General features: G+C 60.7%; 16 protein-coding genes and 6 pseudogenes. 13 read left to right on the forward strand and 9 right to left on the reverse strand.

Features of this window, described 5'->3' with window-relative positions; all coding sequences use genetic code 11:
- Positions 1-56 precede the first annotated feature (56 nt).
- The 6 pseudogenes from X741_RS1000000170145 to cysT form a co-directional block, all read right to left on the reverse strand.
- Positions 57-395: pseudogene (locus X741_RS1000000170145) on the reverse strand (ABC transporter permease subunit); the annotation flags it as partial.
- A 669-nt stretch (positions 396-1064) separates the two neighbouring features.
- Positions 1065-1535, reverse strand: a pseudogene (gene cysW, locus X741_RS1000000171255) (sulfate/thiosulfate ABC transporter permease CysW); the annotation flags it as partial.
- A pseudogene (locus X741_RS1000000169240) lies at positions 1528-1707 on the reverse strand (molybdate ABC transporter permease subunit); the annotation flags it as partial. The pseudogenes X741_RS1000000169240 and cysW, both read right to left, overlap by 8 nt.
- 147 nt (positions 1708-1854) lie before the next feature.
- Positions 1855-2034 (reverse strand): annotated as a pseudogene (locus tag X741_RS1000000171715) (molybdate ABC transporter permease subunit); the annotation flags it as partial.
- A 124-nt stretch (positions 2035-2158) separates the two neighbouring features.
- Positions 2159-2272, reverse strand: a pseudogene (locus X741_RS1000000171720) (ABC transporter permease subunit); the annotation flags it as partial.
- 47 nt (positions 2273-2319) lie between these two features.
- Positions 2320-2883: pseudogene (gene cysT / locus X741_RS0136090) on the reverse strand (sulfate ABC transporter permease subunit CysT); the annotation flags it as partial.
- A gap of 696 nt (positions 2884-3579) precedes the next feature.
- On the opposite strand from cysT, the gene X741_RS138190 reads away from it, so the two are divergent.
- From X741_RS138190 to X741_RS138175, 4 genes are all read left to right on the forward strand, one after another.
- The gene (locus tag X741_RS138190) at positions 3580-4257 is read left to right on the forward strand and encodes a hypothetical protein (protein WP_023768907.1); all 678 of its coding nucleotides are present in this window, start codon (positions 3580-3582) and stop codon (positions 4255-4257) included.
- Positions 4258-4351: 94 nt separating this feature from the next.
- The gene (locus tag X741_RS138185) at positions 4352-4981 is read left to right on the forward strand and encodes a hypothetical protein (RefSeq protein ID WP_023768906.1); all 630 of its coding nucleotides are present in this window, start codon (positions 4352-4354) and stop codon (positions 4979-4981) included.
- Positions 4982-5196: 215 nt separating this feature from the next.
- Positions 5197-6546, forward strand: a complete 1350-nt coding sequence (locus X741_RS138180) for a UDP-glucose/GDP-mannose dehydrogenase family protein (RefSeq protein ID WP_031250651.1) — start codon at positions 5197-5199, stop codon at positions 6544-6546.
- Entirely contained in the window at positions 6543-7571 is a 1029-nt protein-coding gene (locus tag X741_RS138175) for an NAD-dependent epimerase/dehydratase family protein (RefSeq protein ID WP_023780646.1), read from the forward strand. The genes X741_RS138180 and X741_RS138175 overlap by 4 nt, the downstream gene beginning before the upstream one ends.
- A gap of 37 nt (positions 7572-7608) precedes the next feature.
- Here X741_RS138175 and X741_RS138170 read toward each other — a convergent pair whose 3' ends face one another.
- The gene (locus X741_RS138170) at positions 7609-8625 is read right to left on the reverse strand and encodes a formyltransferase family protein (protein WP_348625707.1); all 1017 of its coding nucleotides are present in this window, start codon (positions 8623-8625) and stop codon (positions 7609-7611) included.
- A 73-nt stretch (positions 8626-8698) separates the two neighbouring features.
- On the opposite strand from X741_RS138170, the gene X741_RS138165 reads away from it, so the two are divergent.
- From X741_RS138165 to X741_RS138135, 7 genes are all read left to right on the forward strand, one after another.
- Positions 8699-9892 (forward strand): glycosyltransferase family 4 protein, encoded by a 1194-nt coding sequence (locus X741_RS138165; RefSeq protein WP_023780648.1) that lies wholly within the window; start codon positions 8699-8701, stop codon positions 9890-9892.
- A complete protein-coding gene (locus tag X741_RS138160; RefSeq protein WP_013893312.1) occupies positions 9886-10734 on the forward strand; it encodes a sulfotransferase domain-containing protein in 849 nt (282 codons plus the stop codon). The genes X741_RS138165 and X741_RS138160 overlap by 7 nt, the downstream gene beginning before the upstream one ends.
- A 436-nt stretch (positions 10735-11170) precedes the next feature.
- Positions 11171-12592, forward strand: coding sequence for a lipopolysaccharide biosynthesis protein (locus tag X741_RS138155; RefSeq protein WP_084018930.1), 1422 nt, complete (start codon positions 11171-11173; stop codon positions 12590-12592).
- Complete coding sequence (gene cysD, locus X741_RS138150) at positions 12593-13558, forward strand: sulfate adenylyltransferase subunit CysD (RefSeq protein ID WP_023780651.1); 966 nt, start codon at positions 12593-12595, stop codon at positions 13556-13558. It begins immediately after the preceding gene.
- Positions 13558-15489, forward strand: a complete 1932-nt coding sequence (gene cysN / locus X741_RS138145) for a sulfate adenylyltransferase subunit CysN (RefSeq protein WP_023780652.1) — start codon at positions 13558-13560, stop codon at positions 15487-15489. The genes cysD and cysN overlap by 1 nt, the downstream gene beginning before the upstream one ends.
- Positions 15490-15495: 6 nt before the next feature.
- On the forward strand, positions 15496-16704 hold the full coding sequence (locus X741_RS138140) for a glycosyltransferase family 4 protein (protein ID WP_051410534.1): 1209 nt from the start codon (positions 15496-15498) through the stop codon (positions 16702-16704).
- A 17-nt stretch (positions 16705-16721) separates the two neighbouring features.
- Positions 16722-17570, forward strand: a complete 849-nt coding sequence (locus X741_RS138135) for a sulfotransferase (protein ID WP_031250655.1) — start codon at positions 16722-16724, stop codon at positions 17568-17570.
- Positions 17571-17826: 256 nt separating this feature from the next.
- Here X741_RS138135 and X741_RS1000000171265 read toward each other — a convergent pair whose 3' ends face one another.
- Complete coding sequence (locus tag X741_RS1000000171265) at positions 17827-17997, reverse strand: hypothetical protein (RefSeq protein ID WP_245272803.1); 171 nt, start codon at positions 17995-17997, stop codon at positions 17827-17829.
- A gap of 204 nt (positions 17998-18201) precedes the next feature.
- Here X741_RS1000000171265 and X741_RS138130 point away from each other — a divergent pair, with 204 nt between their 5' ends.
- Both X741_RS138130 and X741_RS138125 read left to right on the forward strand, forming a co-directional pair.
- On the forward strand, positions 18202-19974 hold the full coding sequence (locus tag X741_RS138130; protein ID WP_245272801.1) for a nucleoside-diphosphate sugar epimerase/dehydratase: 1773 nt from the start codon (positions 18202-18204) through the stop codon (positions 19972-19974).
- A 19-nt stretch (positions 19975-19993) separates the two neighbouring features.
- Complete coding sequence (locus X741_RS138125) at positions 19994-21442, forward strand: hypothetical protein (RefSeq protein WP_023780656.1); 1449 nt, start codon at positions 19994-19996, stop codon at positions 21440-21442.
- Between the two features lie 98 nt (positions 21443-21540).
- Here the strand turns inward: X741_RS138125 and X741_RS138120 are convergent, their stop codons facing one another.
- A complete protein-coding gene (locus tag X741_RS138120; protein WP_023780657.1) occupies positions 21541-22881 on the reverse strand; it encodes an O-antigen ligase family protein in 1341 nt (446 codons plus the stop codon).
- Positions 22882-22951 lie beyond the last annotated feature (70 nt).

Here is a 22951-nt window from a genome sequence, read left to right on the forward strand (position 1 = left end):
AACCGCTCGAATTCCTTGCGCACATTGGCAACGCGAACTTCCATTTAAAGAACCTTCTAATGCCCGCGCGTCGCGGCGAGTTCGGCGCCGTAGCGCATCTCCAGCAGTGTTTTCAGGACCAGCGTGACCAGCGCCAGCCCGGCCAGCAACGAGGCGACGGCGAAGGCGCCGACAGCGTTGTACTCGTTGTAGAGGATTTCGACATGCAGCGGCATGGTGTTGGTCAGGCCGCGTATATGGCCCGACACCACCGAGACCGCGCCGAATTCGCCCATGGCGCGCGCATTGCACAACAGCACGCCATAGAGCAGCCCCCATTTAACGTTCGGCAAGGTGACGAACCAGAAGGTCTGCCAGCCATTGGCGCCGAGCGAAAGTGCTGCCTCCTCATCGCCATTGCCCNACTCGTTGTAGAGGATTTCGACATGCAGCGGCATGGTGTTGGTCAGGCCGCGTATATGGCCCGACACCACCGACACCGCGCCGAATTCGCCCATGGCGCGCGCATTGCACAACAGCACGCCGTAGAGCAGCCCCCATTTGACGTTGGGCAAGGTGACGAACCAGAAGGTCTGCCAGCCATTGGCGCCGAGCGAAAGTGCTGCCTCCTCATCGCCATTGCCCNGCAAGGTGACGAACCAGAAGGTCTGCCAGCCATTGGCGCCGAGCGAAAGTGCTGCCTCCTCATCGCCATTGCCCTGTTCCTGCATCAGCGGGATCAGCTCGCGGGCGACGAACGGGAAGGTGACGAAGACGGTGGCCAGCACAATGCCCGGCACGGCGAACAGGATCTGGATGCCATGTCCCTTCAGCCACTCGCCGAGCAACCCTTGCGCGCCGAACAAAAGCACGTAGACCAGGCCCGAGATCACCGGCGAGACCGAGAAGGGCAGGTCGATCAGCGTGGTCAAAAACGCCTTGCCCTTGAATTCGAACTTGGCGATCGCCCAGGCGGCGGAGATGCCGAAGACGACATTGAGCGGCACCGAGATCGCGGCGACGAGCAATGTCAGGTGGATGGCCGAGCGCGCATCCGCTTCGCCCAGGGCCTGCGTATAGGCACCGACGCCTTTCNCGGCGAACAGGATCTGGATGCCATGTCCCTTCAGCCACTCGCCGAGCAACCCTTGCGCGCCGAACAAAAGCACATAGACCAAGCCCGAGATCACCGGCGAGACCGAGAAGGGCAGGTCGATCAGCGTGGTCAGGAAGGCCTTGCCCTTGAATTCGAACTTGGCGATCGCCCAGGCGGCGGAGATGCCGAAGACGACATTGAGCGGCACCGAGATCGCGGCGACAAGCAATGTCAGGTGGATGGCCGAGCGCGCATCCGCTTCGCCCAGGGCCTGCGTATAGGCACCGACGCCTTTCGCCAGCGCCTCATGGAAGACGATGATCAGCGGCAAGAGCAGGAAGACGCCGAGGAAGGCAAAGGCGATCGCCATCAGCACGGCCTGGGCCGGGCGGCTTTCGGTCACCGCCGCCGAGCGGCTCTCATGGTAGGGTTCCCAGGATTTGATTTCGGGATCAGCCATAGCGCTTGCGGCTCCATGTCTGCACCAGATTGACGACCAGAAGCATGACGAACGACAGAGCCAGCATGATCGCCGCGATCGCGGTCGCCGCCGGATAGTTGTATTCCTCGAGCCGGATGACGATCAAAAGCGGCGCGATCTCGGATTTGTAAGGCAAATTGCCGGCGATGAAGNATGGAAGACGATGATCAGCGGCAAGAGCAGGAAGACGCCGAGGAAGGCAAAGGCGATCGCCATCAGCACGGCCTGCGCCGGACGGCTTTCGGTCACCGCCGCCGAGCGGCTCTCATGGTAAGGTTCCCAGGATTTGATTTCGGGATCAGCCATAGCGCTTGCGGCTCCATGTCTGCACCAGATTGACGACCAGAAGCATGACGAACGACAGAGCCAGCATAATCGCCGCGATCGCGGTCGCCGCCGGATAATTGTATTCCTCGAGCCGGATGACGATCAAAAGCGGCGCGATCTCGGATTTGTAAGGCAAATTGCCGGCGATGAAGNTTGTATTCCTCGAGCCGGATGACGATCAAAAGCGGCGCGATCTCGGATTTGTAAGGCAAATTGCCGGCGATGAAGATGACCGAGCCGTATTCGCCGACGCCGCGGGCAAAGGCCAGCGAAAAGCCGGTGATGATGGCCGGCGCCAGGCCCGGGAACAGCACGCGGGTGATGATCTGGAAGCGGCTGGCGCCAAGCGTGGCGGCGGCTTCCTCGACCTCCTTGTCGATCTCTTCCATGATCGGCTGCACGGTGCGCACGACGAAGGGCAGGCCGATGAAGACCNGATGGCCGGCGCCAGGCCCGGGAACAGCACGCGGGTGATGATCTGGAAGCGGCTGGCGCCAAGCGTGGCGGCGGCCTCCTCGACCTCCTTGTCGATCTCTTCCATGATCGGCTGCACGGTGCGCACGACGAAGGGCAGGCCGATGAAGACCAGGGCGATGACGATGCCGAGCGGCGTGTAGGCGACCTTGATGCCGAGCGGCATCAGGAGTTTGCCGATCCAGCCGTTCGGCGCATAGAGCGTGGTCAGCGCGATGCCGGCGACCGCCGTCGGCAACGCGAAGGGCAGGTCGACCATGGCATCGACGATGCGGCGGCCGGGAAAGCGGTAGCGCACCAGCACCCAGGCGACCAGCGTGCCGAAGACGACATTGACGATCGCCGCGACAAAGGCGGTGCCGAAGCTGATCTCCAGCGCGTTGATGGTGCGGCGGTCGGTGGCGATCGCCCAGAAATCAACCCAGCCAAGCGCGGCCGAGCGCCAGATCAGCCCGGACAGAGGGATGAGGATGATGAGGGTGAGGTAGGCAAGCGACAAGCCGAGCGTCAATCCGAAACCCGGAATGACGCTCGGCTGCCTGAACCGCCACCCCGCCTGCGCGGGTGCTGTGNGGGATGAGGATGATGAGGGTGAGGTAGGCAAGCGACAAGCCGAGCGTCAATCCGAAACCCGGAATGACGCTCGGCTGCCTGAACCGCCACCCCGCCTGCGCGGGTGTTGTGGTCGCGAATGTTGCGGTCATCGAGTTCAGGGGAGTCCCTCCCGCTCAACCAGGATTGCCCCCGCTAAAAGCTCCAAGAGGTTGGCGTGCGCAAGTTGTTTGAACGATCCCTGCCACTACGTCTATTCGCTCAGTGGAATTTCGCCTCCGTTGCCATTCGGAATTTTTGCGGTCGTACAGCTACCACTTAGTGAGCGGATAATCGGGCTAGGCCGGGTAGGCCCCTCCCCGAAATGATAAGGGCGACCCCATTTTCAATCGGCTCATACTCCACCGCTGGAACACGCGCCTGCATATGCGGGTGCGATATCGAAAGTGTCCTGCCGTGTACCACCATGTCGATCTGCAGCGCTCCGCTGTTGAATGTCGGCACGAAAGGCAACAGGCAGGTGAAGCCGAAAGTATAGCCATCCCCAACAGAATAGGTGGGGTGAGCCTTAATAGCATCTCTCGCAATACCCTTGGAGGAGTTCTGCGTAGGGCCAAGCCAACGTAATAATAAAGGGGCTGGCTGGATATCGATCGGGGAGGAGAAGGAAATGGAGAGCATTTCAAAAGAACTGATGAAACTGGCAGAACACATCCGCCCGGCGCGAGAAGCGTTCGCTGAAGCGGATAAAAGGAGGATCGAATCCGCCTTGGAGGCGGGACGGCTTCTCTGCCAAGCCAAGCATGACTGCCCACACCAGCAATGGCTGGCTTTCCTGACATTGGCCGATATCTATGAGCGACAGGCGCAAGAGTTGATGCACCTGGCCCGCGCGGGATTGACGGCACACGTCGTTTCCGAAATCGGCGGCATCGATGCGGCGCTGGCCTACCTGGTGAAGGCAAGATTGCCCGAGCCGGGCGAATGCCTGACTGTCGGACGGATAGGCTGGCCTGAAAAGAACACGCCCTTCGCCATCATCAAGCCCAACGCCACCCATCCTGGTTACTATGACGTGGCAATCGCCGACATGTGGGCCAATCCCGCAACGGTCTTCTCCTCCACCAAGCCGCTGAAGGGGGGAAGTGTACGGCTTGCCGACGGGTCATTCTTCGACAACCTCTGGCGTATTGTCGATAGGGAATTGGACGTACCGCACTCGCAGCGCGAATTCCAAATGATGCCGGTGGATCTGTTTTCCCAGGATGGAGCTTTCCTCTTCGCAAAACCGGCCACCATTGCAACTGCTGGTTCGAAGACAAACCGGGCTCCCAACTACGCGCATTGACTTCGTCGCATGAGCCGGGCCTGTCGGCAGGTCTCCATTGCGGCCACGGAAATGAGGGGGCGCTCCAGCCAATACCGCCACAGTGGAGAGATCGATGAAAAGTCACCGTGCCAGGGCCGGCGCACTGTGCTTGGCGCTGATGATGATGTCGGAACACTCCATTGCGCAGTCCCAACTAAGCCAGGCAGAAATCTATCGAGCCCAGGCGCGGCTGTTCGAGAGCAATTTCCTGACTCGTATTCCCGACGGCAGGATTGGTCAGCGGACGTTGGATGCTCTGAGAGCCTGGCAGCTACAGGCGAAGCGGCCGCAGACCGCGGAATTGACGAAGAAAGAGTTCGACCAGCTGATGCGTTTCGATCCCGGCAAACACGCTTGGGAAGCGATATCCGGTTCAACGGACGGGACCTGGATCGCGGTTTGGGGACATCGCTCCGGGGTAGAAGCAGCCAAAAAGGCCTTGGCGGGGTGCCAGAAGAAATCGTCTCGGCCCGACGATTGTTCGTACGTATCCAATTCCGTTGATCGGAGTGGCCCAGGGTGGTCTGCTGCCGTTTTTTGCGAACAGCGAGGTCTCTTTCGAAAGAAAGGTCAGATGTTCCTGCACAATGGCTTGAGCCGGAAATCAGCCATGGACCAAGCGTTCACCGCTGCATCGACCGCGAAATTCCGCCCATCTCAATGCACTCTCGTGAAAGCATTGAACGGAGACGGACAACAGTGAACCATTTCAACAGCGTTTGCGAATGGGCGCCGAGGTATCGCTCGGGCCCAGTCCAGCGGGAAGACCATCCACATTAAGCGTAGTCAAACCGCGCTGACCGACATTTTCAGATTGCGGCGGTCTCGGAAGAGGTAATGCCATACCCGATTTCGCGCTCCATTTTCTTGATCGCTGCAGGCTTAATCGGACGGCATCATAATCAGGGTGGCGAACTCATGCGCATTGCGGTTGTCGGCTCAGGGTATGTCGGTCTCGTGTCTGGAGCATGCTTGGCTGACTTTGGTCACAAAGTCGTCTGCATCGACAAGGCAGAAGCAAAAATTGTCGATCTTCAGGCTGGAAGAATGCCGATCTATGAGCCTGGTCTCGAAGACCTCGTCGGCAAGAATTCCGCGACAGGGCAGCTCGCCTTCAGCAGCGAACTCGCGCCAGCGGTCGCAGACGCTGATGTGGTGTTCATTGCCGTCGGGACGCCTTCGCGGCGAGGCGACGGTCATGCCGATCTTTCCTATATTTACGAGGCGGCGCGGGAAATCGCGGCCGCGGTCCGCCGCTTCACGGTGGTCTGTGTCAAATCCACAGTGCCGGTGGGCACCGGAGATGAAGTCGAACGGATTATCCGCAACTGCAATCCGACGGCGGATGTAGCAATTGTGTCGAACCCTGAATTCCTTCGCGAAGGGGCTGCCATCGACGATTTCAAACGCCCCGACCGGATCGTTATCGGCCTGCCATCGGACGAACGCAGCCGCGAGGTGATGGCGGAAGTCTACCGGCCGCTCTATCTCAACCAGGCGCCGATCATGTTCACCGGACGTCGCACGTCAGAACTGATAAAATATGCGGCCAACGCCTTCCTGGCGCTCAAGATTACCTTCATCAACGAGATGGCGGATCTTTGCGAGAACGTGGGCGCGAACGTGCAGGAGGTGGCGCGCGGTATCGGGCTCGACAATCGCATCGGCTCGAAATTCCTGCATGCAGGCCCAGGGTACGGAGGATCCTGTTTTCCCAAGGATACGCTGGCTCTCGTCAAGACGGCGCAAGATAGCGGTGCGCCGCTCCGGCTGATCGAAACAACCGTCGCCGTGAACGACCAGCGAAAGCGAACCATGGCCCGCAGGATCGTCCTCGCCTGCGGCGGCAACGTGCGCGCAAAGACGATAGCCGTGCTCGGCCTCACATTCAAACCCAACACGGATGATGTCCGTGACGCACCTTCCCTCTCGATCATCCAGGCTTTGATCGATTTTGGAGCGCATGTCCGCGTGTATGACCCGGAAGGCATGGAACAGGCCAAGCTGATGCTCGGTGCGAGCGTCGAGTACGCGAAGGGAGCATACGAATGTGCCAAGGGCGCTGATGCCTTGGTGATCGTCACCGAGTGGAACCAGTTCCGCGCCCTGGATTTTGAACGCCTGTCACGCTCCATGTCGAAGCAGCTTGTGGTCGACCTTCGCAACATCTACAGGCGCGAAGAGGTCTGTAAGCATGGCTTCGAGTACGTCACCATCGGCGAGGGTGTGGCAGAAGACGGATCTGTTTTTGCCGCGGCCGCCGAATGAGGTATTTCGTCACCGGAACCGCCGGATTTATCGGATTTCATCTGGCGCGCCACCTGCTGGGCGAAGGTCACTCCGTGACCGGCTTCGACGGGATGACGCCTTATTACGACGTTGCCTTGAAGCAATCCCGACACGCCCTGCTGCAACGATACGGCGCCTTTCGCTTCCACATCGGGCAGTTGGAGGACATGGACGCCCTGCGGCGGGCAGCAGACTTGGCGAAGCCCGATGTGATTGTCCATCTGGCCGCGCAGGCCGGCGTGCGATACTCGATCGACAATCCGCGAAGCTACACCGACAGCAATCTGGTCGGTTCCTTCAACGTGCTTGAGCTTGCCCGCGATTTAAAGCCAAGGCATCTGCTGCTTGCCTCCACCAGCTCGGTCTACGGTGCGAATGATACGACCCCGTTCGTTGAGACCGACCAGACCGATTGGCCGCTGACGTTCTACGCCGCCACAAAGAAGGCGGTGGAGGCGATGTCACATTCGTATTCGCATCTTTTCCAGATTCCAACGACGTCCTTCCGCTTCTTCACCGTGTATGGGCCATGGGGCCGACCCGACATGGCGCTCTTCAAATTCGTTGACGCCATCGAGAACGGTCGCCCGATTGAAATCTATGGCGAAGGCGCGATGAGACGCGACTTCACCTATGTCGACGATCTTGTTGAAGCCATCGTTCGGCTCATCGGATGCGCGCCCGTTTCCGGCCAGCCGGTGTCGGGCCCTGATGTCATCGATACGCTGTCACCCGTGGCGCCATGGCGTGTGGTCAATATAGGCGGCGGCCAGCCGGTGGAGCTGTTGTCTTTCATCGAGACAATCGAGAACTGCCTCGCCAAACGCGCCATCCGCAAGAGCCTGCCGATGCAATCAGGCGACATGTCGGTGACATATGCCGACCCGCGCCTCCTGCAGGCCCTGACAGGCTTTCGCCCCGAGACCAGCGTCGAGGACGGGGTGGCTGCCTTCGTGCGCTGGTATCTGCAAGAACGACCAGCGCGCCCGACAATCGCCGCCTAGGCATTTCTTCGCTCCAAGCAGGCGGCAAACATGGCCCTCAGGCCGACACCAGCTTGGCATGCACTTTGGGCTTGCTACCGCGCCAGGATGTCACCTCAATGGTTTCTCCGTCGCCGCAAAGCACTGCAAAACCGCTGCCGGTATGAGCCTGGACCTGGCCACTCAGCCCTATGTAGCGCCCTCGCCCCGCAAACATGCGTGCCTGGTCGACGAAGATTTTGCTGCCCCCGTCGAGAGTGAAGGCGCCTGGATAGGGGTCGCCGACAGCGCGGACAAGGCGAAGAATGCTTTCAGCCGTTTGCGTCCAATCTATCGATCCGTCGTCCGCCGAGCGCTTGGCGCAGTAGCTGGCGAGCGAGTCATCCTGCACGACGCCGACGCTGTTGTCGCGAGCGATCGCCGACACGACGAGAGGTGTCATTTCCCGCAGGGCCTGCTTGTGCTTTTCGTAAAGCGAACGCGCGGTCTCGTCCTCCGTCACCGGAAAAAGCTTCTGCATTACAATGGGACCGCTATCGACACCTTCGTCGAGCCGAAAAAATGTGGACCCGGTCTCCTTCTCGTCGGCGATGATCGTCCACGGGATCACCGCTCTGCCCCGAAAGCGCGGCAGTGGGGCCGGATGGAAGCCTATCGACCCAAGGCGGGCGATCGCACGAAATTCGGCTCGGCAGATCTGCGACCAACCGACGACCAGCGTCAAATCGGGGCGCCCTTCCGCGAGCCAGGCGATTGTGTCGGGCGCGTTGATGTTCCTGGTCAGATGGACCGAGGCTCCCGCTGCGCGCGCCGGAGCTGACAGATCGACGAAATCGGAATGGCGTGCGGAAGCCTCGTCCGCCAAGGTGACAAGCAGCGAGGGAGCCATGCCCGCTTCGACGAGGGCGTCAAACGCAACACGGGACCCCTCCACCGCACCGACGAATGCTATGCGCATGAAATCCGGACTCCAATACAGTGCCGCCGCGACAGTGAGACACTGACCTTTTCTATTGTGCGGTTCGATCCTACGCCCAAGTCCAACTTTAGAGGTAACCGGTCGTCTCCGATGCATCCCAATGTGCAACTCTTCGCAGCGGCAAAAAGCTGGATAGTTGGGTGGATCGGAGTTGAGATTGGAACGGTTGATGGACTGTGGCGCCAGCCTGACACTTCTGGATCGCGATGCCTTCGCGGGTGAACCCCTGCGCGTCGGCTCCAGCCGGCCGCACGTGGCGATCGTCCTGCCTGGACTGGGCGCCGGCGGCACCGAACATGTCGTCAACGTTCTCGCCAACCAGTGGGCAGCAAGAGGCTGGCATGTGACGCTGGTTACATTCGAGGCCCCCGGTCCCCCGCCTTACTATCATTTCGATCCCGCGGTCAGGATAGAGCGGTTGGGATTGCCGCAGATGAAGCGGTCCAGGCTGGGGGCAATTGGCGCAAGCGCACGCCGGATATTTCTCCTGCGTCGAACGCTCAAGAAACTGGCTCCGGATGTGGTCCTGAGCTTTCTCACGCGCACGAACGTGATGTCGCTGGCGGCAAGCCGGGGGCTAGGCCTCGACGTCGTGGTTTCGGAGCGCAACAATCCTGCACTGCAGGACGTGGGCCCCGTCTGGCGGTTCCTTCGGGCAAAGCTCTATCCGTCCGCCTTCGGATTGGTCACCATGACCACCGGCGCGCTGAACTACTTCAGCCCTGCCATGCGAAGGCGAAGCTGGGTTATTCCCAATCCCGTCGATCTTCCCGCAAAAAGCAAACCGCGCCGGAACGGCGCCGTGCTCGTCGCTGTCGGCCGCCTGGTCCCGCAGAAAGGCTTCGACCTGCTGCTGAAGGCATTCGCCAACATCCGCCGCGATTTTCCCGAATGGAAGCTGGTCATCTGGGGCGAAGGTCCCGACCGTGCCGAATTGGAAGCCGAGCGGGATCGCCTGGGCCTACAGGGTTGCGTTGAAATGCCCGGGGTAACCAGCCGGCCCGGCATCTGGGTGGAGACCGCCGACGCCTTTGTCCTTTCGTCCCGCTATGAAGGTTGGGGGATCGTGCTGCTCGAGGCAATGGCGGCCGGCCTGCCCGTCATATCCTTCGACTGCCAGTGGGGTCCCCGCGAGATGGTCGATAATGAGAGGGATGGACTTCTCGTCGAGAACGGAAGTGTCGACGCGCTCGCGCAGGGCCTGCAGCGGCTGCTTGGCGATGAAACGCTCCGCAAAAAACTCGGCGCGGCCGCAGCGGCAAGTGCTGCAAGGTTCACGCCTGAATATGTGATGCAGAATTGGGACCAGGTCATTCACGCCGTCCTGGCGGCGCGCGGCAATGAAGAGCTCTCGCCATGCTAACCACCCAGCGCGCCCTGCGCAAAATGGAAACGCGCATCAAGATGACCTGGGCCGCCTCCGGGGCGGACGCGTTCCTCGTCTCCTACCCGAAATCCGGGCGGACCTGGTTCAGGCATATCCTGTCAGACTACTTCAGCCGGACGGCTCACGACGGAAATGTCGACCTCTTCCGCATGTTCGAAGTCCTTCCAAACTTCGACCTCGATCCGGAGCGTGGGATTCCGGCTTTCCGTTACACTGAACAGCGCTCCCGGGTGCCGCTTATCCTCGTTTCGCACCTCAACTACAGGCATATGCTGTTCTTGCACCGGCCGGTCATTTTCATGGTTCGCGATCCTCGCGACGTTGTGGTGTCAGCCTATTTCCACGCGACGCGCCACAAGCATCGATTCGAAGGCGATATGGATGCTTTCATCTGCGACTATCAGCAGGGCCTGCCGGCCCTTATCGTGTATCTGAACAGCTGGGCGAAGGGCCTGAAACATCACAGGCATGCCGTCTTGAGCTATGAAGAACTGACCGGTGACCCTGTCGGCACGTCCTCGCGCATTCTGAGATTTCTACGGCACGATCCGTCCGCAGCTGACCTCGAGGAGGCCATCGAGGCTTCCCGTTTTGAAGCGATGCGTGAACATGAGGTGGCGGGGGGCCTGCCGGCGCATGTGTATGACAGAGGCGACGCCGAAAGCCGGCGCATGCGCCGCGGAAAGGTCGGAGGGTTCGCCGACTACCTCACCGACGCGCAAGCCGAACTGATTGAGCGGACCTGCTCCGAGTGGTTGACCTCGGCCGCCAAGGAGTTGCTTTGCCGCGGTGGAATCCACTTCTCGCGGTACAATTGAAGTCTTGTCCTAGGTTCGTCAGTTCGAGCCTGTCTCGCCCCCGGATCGTCCGGATCGCGGTTGCCGCAGCCTGCGGCGAAGACGGCAGCCTTAAGCGCTCTGCATTGGTTCAGCGTCTCAACTTCGTGTTCGTCATTCACCCCCACGATCGTTCGATCTGCAAGGCTGGCAGGCACGCGGCGCATCGTGCCGGCGTGTCTGCGGTGAGACACTATGCGGGTCGAATACATGACCAGACGCGGCGCACCCGGGATTTCCTTACCGCTAATGGGCTAGGCCATCAGTCGTAGCAGCCATCCGATGCTGACTGATTGAGGTTGCCACAGAGCCAAACTTGGTTGTGGCGGGCTCTTCCTTTCCGCCGATGATGGGTGACGCCAGCAGCGATCTGGCGCGAATCCTGGATCTGCATTGCTCCGCAAGGACGGAGTGTGGGGTGAGTTTGGCAACCATAGCGATGACCACAGGCCTGATCGGACGTGTGATGGAGGCCCTCAAACGCAGGAGCGCCGGCCGCACGCGCCTGGCCAATATCGCACACCTTTTGACCGGCAATTTTCTCGGTTCATTGCTCGGGCTCGTGGCATTTGCGCTTTCGGCGCGCGCCCTTGGCGTGGCGAATTATGGCCAGCTTGCGTTGATTATCGCGTTCACCCGGGTGGTCGAGCGCGTTGTCAGTTTCCAGTCCTGGCAGCCAATCATCAAATATGCGGCGGGCCTGGACGCGTCCTCGGATCGCGATGCACTGCGCATTCTCATGAAATTTGGCCTGCTTATCGATGTTGGCGCCGCCGTTTGCGCCTGGGTCATCGCCATGGGCGCCGCACTTCTCGTCGCGCCGTTCTTCGGTTGGTCCGCGGAAGTCGTGCAACTTCTTGTCCTGTATTCCAGCGTCCTGCTGTTCCAGATCTCAGGCGTTCCGGTCGCGGTGCAGCGCATGGCCGGCAACTTCCGCCTCCTGGCCTACGGGCAGCTGCTCAATGCGGTTTTACGGGTTTTGCTGTGCTTGCTCGGGGTGCTGCTCAAGGCTGATCTCGCCTATTTCACCGCGGTTTGGGCGGGAACACAGATCCTCGGGTCCCTGACACTCTTGACGCTGACGATGCGCGCGCTGCACAGGCAGGGTGTTCGCAAGATCCTGCGGGCCCCTTTGACCGGAATCACAAGCCGCTTTCCCGGCATCTGGAATTTCGCCTGGTCTTCGAACATTTCGCTGACATTGCGCGTGAGCGCTCAGGAACTCGATACGCTGCTGGTCGGGTTCCTCGCCGACCCGGCTTCAGCGGGCTTGTACCAAATCGCCAAGCGCATAGGGCGCGTCGGCCAGCAGGTCGGTCCACAGGTCCAGAATGTTCTCTATCCCGACGTGGCCCGCTTTTGGGCGCAGGGAAGCATCGGAAAATTCAAACGCGCGGTCTTTCAAGCCGAAGCCATGCTGTTCGGCTTTGGCATCCTCTGCATATTGGTCGTCGCGGCGTTCGTCCGGCCGCTGCTCATGTGGACCGCGGGGCCTGCTTTTCTCGGCGCGGCCAACCTCGTCATCGTGCAGATGGTGGCGGTCGCGTTCGTGCTTTCGGGCTCCGCTGCCCGCTCAGCACTGCTGGCCATGGGCAAACAGCGCGAGGTGTTGCGGATCGTCGTCGTTGCGACGGCCGCCTTCCACATCACGGCACTTCTGCTGATCCCGCGCATCGGTGCGATGGGCGGCAACATCGCCCACATCGTGCTGGGCATATTGTGGACCGCGGGCTTGGCCCTTTCATTGAAACAAGCGTTGAAGACCACCCACTCCGACAGGCTGACCAGGCCGGTGGACAGCCTCGATCAGGCAGATCTTTCTCCTTCAAAGGCAATCTAGATGACCCTTGCGACCCAAGCTTCAACCACCGTGCCCATAGCGTCGCGACGCCCTGGTCCGTCATCGCCGACCCTTACGCATCTGCAGCGGCTCGAGGCTGAATCGATCCACATCATTCGCGAGGTGGCGGCCGAATTGCGCAACCCGGTGATGTTGTATTCCGTGGGCAAGGACTCGGCGGTGATGCTGCATCTGGCGATGAAGGCCTTCTACCCATCGCAACTGCCGTTTCCCTTGCTCCACATCGACACCACCTGGAAGTTCAAGGAAATGATCCGCTTCCGCGATGAAACCGTCGCGCGGCTTGGCCTGGACCTGCTGGTGCGTAGCAACGAAGCCGGTCTTGCCGAGGGCATCACACCGTTTACCCACAACTCATCGATCTACACGCAGATCATGAAGACGGAAGCGTTGAAATCGGCGCTGTCCTCGTTCGGTTTCGATGCCGCCTTTGGCGGGGCGCGGCGAGATGAAGAGAAAAGCCGTGCGAAAGAGCGGGTGTTTTCGCTTCGCAGCGAGAACCATGGCTGGGATCCGAAGAACCAGCGTCCGGAGTTGTGGAACCTCTACAACGGCCGGCTGAGGCCCGGCGAATCCGTTCGCGTCTTCCCCCTCTCGAATTGGACCGAAACCGACATCTGGCAATACATCATGAGGGAGAAGATCCCCATCGTCTCGCTCTACTTTGCCGCAAAGCGCCCGGTGGTGGAGCGCAACGGACAGTGGATCATGGTGGACGACGATCGTCTGCCGCTACGCCCGGGCGAGGTGCCCGAAATGCGTTCGGTGCGCTTCCGCACCCTTGGTTGCTATCCGCTGACCGCAGCCACCGAAAGCACGGCCGCTACTCTTCCCGAGGTGCTTCAGGAAACACTTGCCACCCGGACGTCCGAGCGGTCGGGCCGTTTGATCGATCACGACGAGGCGGCATCGATGGAAAAGAAAAAGCGTGAGGGGTACTTCTGATGCTTGGTGTTGCTCAAATCGCGGATCTCGAAGCTTCCCTGGAGAGCCAGGCCGCTTCCCAGCATCTTCATGCCCATGAGCGGAAAAGCCTGTTGCGGTTTCTCACCTGTGGCAGCGTGGACGACGGCAAGTCGACACTGATCGGCAGGCTGCTCTACGACACCCAGCTGCTGATGGAGGATCAACTTTCGGCCCTTGCGGCCGATTCCCGGCGACACGGCACGACTGGCGACGATCTCGACTTCGCGCTTCTGGTTGACGGCCTCGCCAGCGAGCGCGAACAAGGCATTACGATCGATGTGGCCTATCGCTTCTTCGCCACCGAGCAGCGCAAGTTCATCGTCGCCGACACACCCGGCCATGAGCAATACACCCGCAACATGGCCACCGGCGCATCCAATGCCGACCTCGCGGTCATCCTTGTCGATGCGCGGCAGGGGATCCTCACCCAGACCCGCCGGCATTCCTTCATCGTCTCCCTGCTCGGAATCCGGCACGTTGTTCTGGCAATCAACAAGATCGACCTGATTGGCTATTCGCAGGCTGTGTTCGATGAGATCGAGGCGTCCTATCGAAGTTTCGCGGAACCGCTCGGCTTCCTCTCGTTGCAGGCCATCCCCCTGTCTGCCCGTTATGGCGACAATGTTCGTTCCAGAAGCGCGAAACTGCCCTGGTATCAGGGCCCGACACTCGTCGAGTACCTGGAGTCCGTCGAGGTCGACAGCGACCGCCGTGCGGCCCCGTTCCGGATGCCGGTGCAATGGGTCAATCGCCCCAACCTCGATTTTCGTGGATTTGCCGGCACGATCGCGGCCGGGGTGGTGAGGCCGGGAGATCGTGTGGCGGTGGCGCGCTCAGGCGTCACGAGCCTGGTGAAGCGAATTGTCACCTTCGATGGCGACCTCTCCGAAGCCGGCGCCGGCGAGGCAGTCACGCTGATGCTCGAGGACGAGATCGATGTCTCCCGCGGTGACGTTCTGGCAGCCGCGGCCGAGCGACCGGAAGTCTCCGACCAGTTTGCGGCGCATCTGCTCTGGATGCATGACGAGCCATTGATCCCCGGCCGTCCCTATCTCATCAAGCTTGCCACCAGCGTCGTAGGGGCAAGCGTCACGCACATCAAACACAGGCTGGACATCAACAATTTCGCAAAGCTCGCCACGAAAACGCTCGAGAAGAACGAAGTTGGCGTCATCAATTTGATGACACAGGCGCCGCTTGCTTTCGATCCTTTCAGCCGGGTGCATGAGACTGGTGCTTTCATCGTCATCGACCGTATGACCAATCACACGGTTGGCGCCGGGATGATCGACTTCAGCTTGCGCAGGGCAAGCAACATTCATTGGCAGGCGCTGGACGTGGACATGAACGCGCGCGCGATCGCCAAGGGCCAAAAGCCGGCGGCGCTGTGGTTCACCGGCCTCTCCGGCGCCGGCAAGTCGACGATCGCAAATCTCGTTGAGAAGCGCCTTCACGCGATCGGCAAGCACACGTACCTTCTGGATGGCGACAATGTCCGCCACGGCCTGAACCGGGATCTCGGCTTTACCGACGCTGACCGCGTCGAGAACATTCGTCGTGTCGCTGAAACCGCCAGGCTGATGGTTGATGCGGGCTTGATAGCGCTGGCTTCCTTCATTTCACCATTCCGGGCGGAACGCCGGATGGCCCGCGACCTTTTCGGCGAAGGACAGTTTATCGAGATCTTTGTCGATACGCCGCTGGCAGTGGCGGAGCGACGTGACCCGAAGGGTCTGTATCAACGCGCCCGAAACGGGTTGATACAGAACTTCACCGGCATCGGCAGTCCCTATGAGCGCCCCGAGGCTGCTCATATCACGATCACCCCAGATTTGAGCGCCGAGGAGGCCGCCGAACTGATCGTCAGCTACCTTGATCGTGGCAGCTATCTTGGAAGCGCAACCGGGTAGCAGGCGATGAGTGCTGAGACCGGTCGAATTCGGGTTTGCTTTCCATTTGTCGGTGACGATGTCGGCGGAAGTCACATCTCGGCACTGAAGCTTGTCCAGAATCTCGACACCTCAAGGGTCGCACCCGTCCTGGTGCTTCAGGACATCACGGGGCCGCTCGCAGACTTTCTGAAGATGGAGGGCCAGCCCTTCATGGGTTTGCCTCCTTTGACGACATTGCCCGCGAAAGGAACGACCTGGGGAGGTGTCGCCACCTATTTGACCAGCACGCTGCCGCATTTGAGCCGCTTCATCCGGGAGCAGAGGTTCGACATCATTCACACCAATGATGGAAGAACGCATATCAATTGGGGCATTGCCGCACGGTTTGCGGGTGCCCGGCTGGTCTGGCATCATCGCGGCGATCCCGATGCAAAAGGCGCCAATATTCTCGGGCCGTTCATTGCGGATCGCATGGTGACGGTGTCGCGATTCTCGCGGCCGAAGCATCCGATCAGATCCCTCAACGGACGCCTCAGCGTTATCCATAGCCCCTTCGACCACCCGTTGGACATCCCTGACAGGGCTGCGGCCAAGGCAAAGCTTCTGGAAGAGCTTGGCCTCGCGCCAGACACGCACGTTCTCAGTTTCATTGGCGGCCTGATCGAGCGAAAGCGCCCGCTTCTCTTCATCAACATCATTGAACGTTTCCGACGCGAGCATCCGCACATCCCGATCGTCGGCTGCGTGTTCGGCAACTCGCCGGCAGGCTCGCATGATCTTGAATTTGCCGCTCGCGCGCTTTGCGTCGAGCGCGGGCTGGATCGGATTGTGCGTTTCATGGGCTTTCGCAGCCCTATCGAGCCATTCCTGGCGGCGACGGATGTTCTGGTCGTTCCCGCGATAGGGGAGCCTTTTGGAAGGACCCTGATCGAAGCGATGTTTCTCGGCACGCCGGTGGTTGCGACCGATCACGGCGGCAACCCGGAAGCCATCGAGAATGGACGGACGGGATTTCTGGTCGCCCCTGAAGACACCAAAGCTTTCATGGAGCCGCTGTGGCGGTTGCTTTCGGACCCTTCGCTGTGGGCACGCATCAGCCAGGCGGCCCGCAAGCAAGCTTGCTTTTCCTATAGCACGCAGCAGCACGTCGAAAAGGTTATGGAAGTTTATGGGCAAGCACTCCGCACTCCGGCGGCGGCCAGCTTGGCTTGCAATACGACAGGTGAGAAATGATCCAAGAGGGTTCGACAATGCAGGCAGAGGATATCGACTTCCTTATCATCGGCGCTGCGAAATGCGCCACGACCTGGCTGCAGCAGTCGCTGCAGGCCGATCCGGACGTCAGCATGCCGGATCCCGAGCTGCATTACTTCAGTCGCCATTACGATCGCGGCGACGATTGGTACTTCCGCCAATTTCATAAAACTCGTCCTGGACAGCTGGTCGGTGAGAAGTCGAACTCCTACCTGGACACTCCGTCGGCACCGCAACGGGTTCACCGGCTGCTCCCCCATGTCAGGCTGATCGTGCAGCTTCGCAATCCGGTCGAACGTGCGTACTCGGACTATTGCATGCTCTTTCGCCGTGGCGAGGTCGACCGCGACATAGAATCCTACCTTGACGTGGGCAGGGATTCGCCTGGGCGTTTTCTCGCCGGCGGCCTCTACAGCGCACAGTTGCAGGCCTATCTGGATCTTTATCCGAAGGATCGGCTGCTGGTTCTGTTTTTCGAGGAAACGGTCGCAAGGCCTGTCGAACAGTTGAGCAAGGTCAGGACGTTTTTGAACCTCCCCGCGAGCGACGTGGCTTTGCCAGTGGCGAAAAAAGTGAAGGACCGCAGCGAAGCCATGGTTGGACCGCAGCTGCGCAACATGATGAAGCCGTTGAAACCTCTGGTTCGTCCCTTCCGGAACACCTCTCTCTTCGAGGCGGCCCGGGGTGCCCTGGCCGGAAAGATTGCCTATCCGCCTTTCCCCCCAAGGCTTCGATCCCAGCTCGTCGACTTTTACGCAGCCGATGTCGAGCAGCTTGGCGCACTGGTGCAGCGGGACCTGTCTGGCTGGCTTGTCCAGACTGGCGGAAGTACCTCTTTGGATTAACTCGCGAAAGTTCCTCTCGCGGTTCCGATAGCTACTCCCTGCACAAAAGCAGGTGTTGCGCCAAAAGCAGGCAAGGCGCTCCATAGCAACGATAAATCGTAGCCTCGAATCCGAACGATAGCAGGCCAACCTGTTCTTGATTGAACAAGGTCCTGGCAAGCGCGGATTTGTGTCTGCGGGGTTCAAACAGCCGATAATCTTGACGTGCTCCTGGAGCGCGGCGGCTAAGCTTTGTCGAGGTCCTAGGATGAGCCAGTTAGATCAGCCGTTTGAGGCAATCGGTCCCCTCGGAGGCCAATCGCTTTTGATAGCCACCGCAATCGCCGTCGGCCGTCTTGTCAGCAAACCACGTACAATCGTCCATGTTCTGTCGTACCTGCGTCGCAGGGTGATCGGGCGCGCCAAGGCCGTCGGCAAGAATCTTCATCTCTACATCATCGATCTGGCGATGGCGCTCGCGGCCCTGTCCTTTGCCTCATTCATGCGATTGGGCCTTGATGGAGAGGTCACCAGTCCGGAAAGCTACCATTCGCTGCTTTTTGCACTTCCATGCTTCCTGTTTACATGCGCCGTGGTCTTCCCGGTGACCTGCCTCTACACCCGCAATTGGCGATATGCTTCCGTCGGCGACATGCTCGGCATCCTGCGCGCGGTGATCGTCGCATCGCTCGCCTTCGTGTTCATGATGTTCGTGGCGACACGGCTCGATTCGATCCCGCGCTCGGTGATGGTGATCGAGGTTCTCTTGCTCGTGCCGCTGCTCATTTCGGTCCGCATCCGCTCCAAGCTCATCGAGACAGGCCGTTTTGGCCCGGCCGCGAACAGGGCGAGAAACGGACGCGACATGGTTCCCGTGCTGCTGATCGGCGCAGGCGATGCGGCTGATCATTATGTCCGGGCACTGCAGCGGGATCCGGATGCACGCCACTGGCCCGTCGGCCTGCTCGACAACGCCGCGACGACGGAGGGGTATTTCCTGCGCGGCGTGCCGGTCCTGGGCAGCATCGAAGACTTCGATACGGTGATCAGCGATCTGGAAATCCGCGGCATCAAGCCCCGGCACGTGATCTTTACCGAAAGGATGCCTGGTCTCGTCGACCCGGCGCTCGAAGCGCTGATCGACCGGGCCGAACGCCTGGGCATTGCGGTTTCGCGGCCGGCCCCCGTCCTCGAGCTGCGCAATCCCAAGCACGAGAGCCGCTTCGAGTTGCGCCCGATCGAGCTTACCGACCTGCTGGAAAGGCCTCAGACAGTGCTCGACAAAGCTGCGTTGTCCCGCATGATCGAAAACAGCCGCATCGTCGTTACCGGCGCCGGAGGCTCGATCGGCGGCGAACTCACACAGCAGATCGCCGCGCTTGGCCCGGCGGAACTGATCCTGATCGATAACAGCGAATACAATCTATACGCCATCGATCTGGAGCTGGCGGAGAAGTTCCCGAATGTGCACCGCAAGCCATACATCTGCGATGTTCGCGACCCGGCTCGCCTGGGCGAGATCTTCCAACGGCATTGCGTCGACCTGGTCTTCCATGCAGCGGCGCTCAAACATGTGCCGATGGTCGAATTGAATCCCTGTGAGGGCATTCTCACCAACGTCATCGGTACGATGAACGTGGCAGAGGCGACCCGCCTTTGCGGTGCCAAGGCGATGGTCCAGATCTCCACGGACAAGGTCGTGAACACCACCAGCGTCATGGGCGCCACCAAACGCCTGGCTGAACTCTATTGCCAGTCCCTGGACCTGGCTTTCGTCGCCGGCGAAACTCCAGCCCGCTTCATGACCGTTCGTTTCGGCAATGTTCTGGGTTCCAGTGGGTCGCTGATCCCGCTGTTCAAGCGCCAACTCGCCCATGGCGGTCCGCTGACCGTAACCGATATGGAGATGAAGCGCTTCTTCATGACGATAAGGGAGGCGGTTGAGCTCACCTTGCAGGCGTCGGCCCATGGCTTGGAGAAAAGCCTGGGACAGGGCGAAATCTTCGTTCTGGACATGGGGGCGCCAATCAAGATCATCGACATGGCGCGCCGCATGATCAAACTCGCCGGCTTTCGGCCGGATGAAGACATCAAGATCAAGATTGTCGGTTGCCGGCCTGGAGAGAAGCTGTTCGAGGAACTCTTCGACGAAAGAGAAAGACGTGTCGACGTTCCGATCTCCGGGGTCTTGGGCGCTGTGCCCAATCCGGTGCCGCTCGAGACCCTTCGCAAGGAATTTTCGCAACTGCGCCGCCTGGCGAAAGCCGGCGACACCGGGGGCGTGCTGGACCTTGTTGCCCGGTTGCTTCCCAGCTACCACCGAGAGGAAACAAAACCTGCGGCGGCGACGGCGACGCCATTCGTGCCTCACGTGATCCGCGGCTCGGCCAAGGCGGCCACGCCTCCACGCGAAGCCGCAGCCTGATGCCGGCGGGAGCGCGGCCGTGCTAAGGCATATCGCTTCGGCTCTGGTTGTCGCGCTGTCCTGCGGCACCGCACTGGCCGGCGAGCCTCAACCGACCGTCGCCGAGGCACGGGGCGCGATCGAGCACGCGGGCGCGTACTTCCGCGATCACCTCGGTGTGGCCGGAACCTATGTATGGAAATATTCGCTTGATGGCCAAAGGAGGATGGGCGAAGGCGGCGCCGTGCCCACCAGCGTTGGCTGGGTGCAGCCACCCGGGACTCCGGCGGTCGGAGCTGCCTTCCTGCGCATTTTCGAGGTTACCGGGGACAAGCAATGGCTTCAGTCGGCCCAGCTCGTGGCAACGGCTCTGGTCAAGACGCAGTTGGAGTCCGGCGGGTGGTTTTACAGCATCGAGACGGACCCGCAAAAGGCGGCCACCTGGTGTTATCGCTCACTGAAGACAGATGGAAACGCCTGTCACGACATCAAGGACAATCCGCATCGCAACGAGACCGTCCTCGACGACAACAACACACAGAGCGTGCTGAATTTCCTAATGTGGTTCGACCGGGCGAGCGGCGGCGCGGATCCGGATGTCCGGTCCTGCATCGACAAGGCGCTTCATCGATTGATGCGGGTGCAGTACCCGAACGGGGCCTTTCCGGTCTTCCTCAAGGGAGCCGCGCCGGGTGCGGATGTGGAGACGGCCGCCAAGGCGAGCATTCCGGCCAGTTGGTCGCACGAGTGGCAGAAGCCCGACAGTCCGCCCTACTTCATCGTCAATGACAATCTCCCTCGCGATATGGGCCGTCTCTTTCTCAACGCTTACCGTACATATGGTGATCCCAAATATCTCCAGGCAGCCGAAAAGGTCGGCGATTTTCTCCTCGCGGCCCAGCTCCCTGCGCCGCAACAGGGCTGGGCCCAGGGGTATGATCGTTCCATGCAGCCGGTGTGGGGCCGCAAGTTCGAGCCACCAGGCGTGGTCTCGCGCGAAACCGCCGGCAACATCGATTACCTGATCGAGTTGAACGAGCAGAACAAGGATGCGCGGCTGCTGGACGCGGCGGAGTCGGCCGCCAAATGGTTGCTGGCGGCGCGCCTGCCCGACGGCAAGTGGGCACGCTTCTATGAACTCAACACCAACCGCCCGCTCTACATCGACGATGATAACCAGGTGACCTTCGACGACAAGAACCTCCTGCACCACTACGGGATGAAAACGGGGCCCGAGATCGAGCCGGTGTTCGCCCGGCTGGAGCTTGCCAGGCGCGGCTTGCCGGTTTCCCGCCAACAGCTGTGGATCAGTGGCATGGATGAGTTGAGCGCCGGCGACCTGAGTTCGAAGGTGCGTCAGCTCATCGACAGTCAGGATGCCCAGGGGCGCTGGGTCGAGGGCCGCTTTGTAATGGGACAGGACTTCATCGACGGCGTGTTCGCTCTCGGTCGCTTTATCTCCCCGCAGGCGTCCGCGCCGGAGAAGTAGCTGCACGTCGTCCGCTCTAATCCATATCGAGATTTCGACCGGGCCTTCGCGATCGCCGACTGGCCGTGTCAGGCCGGCAAACTCAGCCGCAGTGTGACCTAGTTTGATCGACGTTGAAGAAGCTGTAGCCGGCCACGCGTGGAGCGGGCGTTACGAAGGAAGCCCACGACCGCTCCTGGCACTGGTCCCCCGCGCAAAATCGCAACGCTGGGCGCTATTCCAAGCAGCAGGGGCACGACAAAAAAGCGGCTGTAGAGATGCGGCAGCGCGTTGGCCAACGCGGCGAAGAGAAGCACTGTCGTCAGGGTGCAGATGGCGGATATTCGTCCTTGGCGAAGCCGCGCGGCGAGCATGCCGATGATTATTCCGGCGACCAGCATGAGCAGAAAGCCGATCAGCCCAAGTAGTCCCGCCTCGACCCATATCAAGAGATAGACGTTGTGGACTGGAGCATGCAGCTCGCTGAAATGTCGATACTGGTCGGCGCCGATGCCAAGCAGCGAACTGCTGTCCGCCTTGGTGATGGCCTCGTGGATAAGCCGCATGCGGTCTGCAAACGTGCCAGCCTCGTCAATGTCGCCACTCTGCAGCGCATTCAGCACGCGGCGCTGGAAGATCGGGGGCAGGAAGTCGCGGCCCCACGTGACGACGACAAAGAACGCGCCGAGCGACGACACCGCCAACAGGATGATGCGGCGCCACGAGCCCGTCATGGCAACGAAGACGGTGAGCGCGACGACTAGGCCGATCAGCCCGGTATTGGAACCAGTCAGAACAATGCCATACGCAAAGAGCGGCACTCCGATCCAGGCCCAGCGCGGCCGGGCGCCCCCTGAAGCGACCAGCCACAACAACAGGGGGACCGCGAGTGCAATCAGTGTCGCGCATTCGTTCTCGCGTTCGACCCAGCCGATAAAACGGCCATTGCCGCTGGTCAGGTATGTGCCTTGTTGCTTGAGGATGTCGATGACCACAATGCCGTGAATGCACATCAAGCCGATCGAGCAGATAAGCGCCTTCGTAAGCAGAACCGTTTCGCTCCAGGGCCTCGACGCCAGCATGAAGGCCAGGAGAAAATAGGCATACAGATACTGCGCCGAGATGATGAAGCCGCGCTGCGGATCACCATTGATCAGGCTGCTGAGCAGCAGCATGCCGCACAGCAGCGCCACCCCGGTGTTCCAGAGAAGCGTCCCGGCTGCCAGGGGGGCGGGCGAAAGGGATTTCCCCAGCACCATCGCAAAGACGGCGGCCAGGGCGAAGGCATCGCTGGCGGTGAAGTAGAACGTGTCGACCCGCAGGATGTTGAAGGGCGTGAGAAACACGGAGGCCATTGCCAGCCAGAGGCCGATCTTGCCGGTCCCATTTGACAACGACGCCGCAGCCGGCCTGCGGTCGGGCTTTGCCCAGTACCCGCGAGGGACCCCGGCATGATTCATCGTCACTCCTGAAAACTATCTTTTCACCAGCCTCCATGGACGTGCAGTTCGGTACATATGCCAAGATATG

The sequence above is a fragment of the Mesorhizobium sp. LNHC221B00 genome, assembly GCF_000502935.1.
GTDB classification, from domain to species: Bacteria; Pseudomonadota; Alphaproteobacteria; order Rhizobiales; family Rhizobiaceae; genus Mesorhizobium; species Mesorhizobium opportunistum.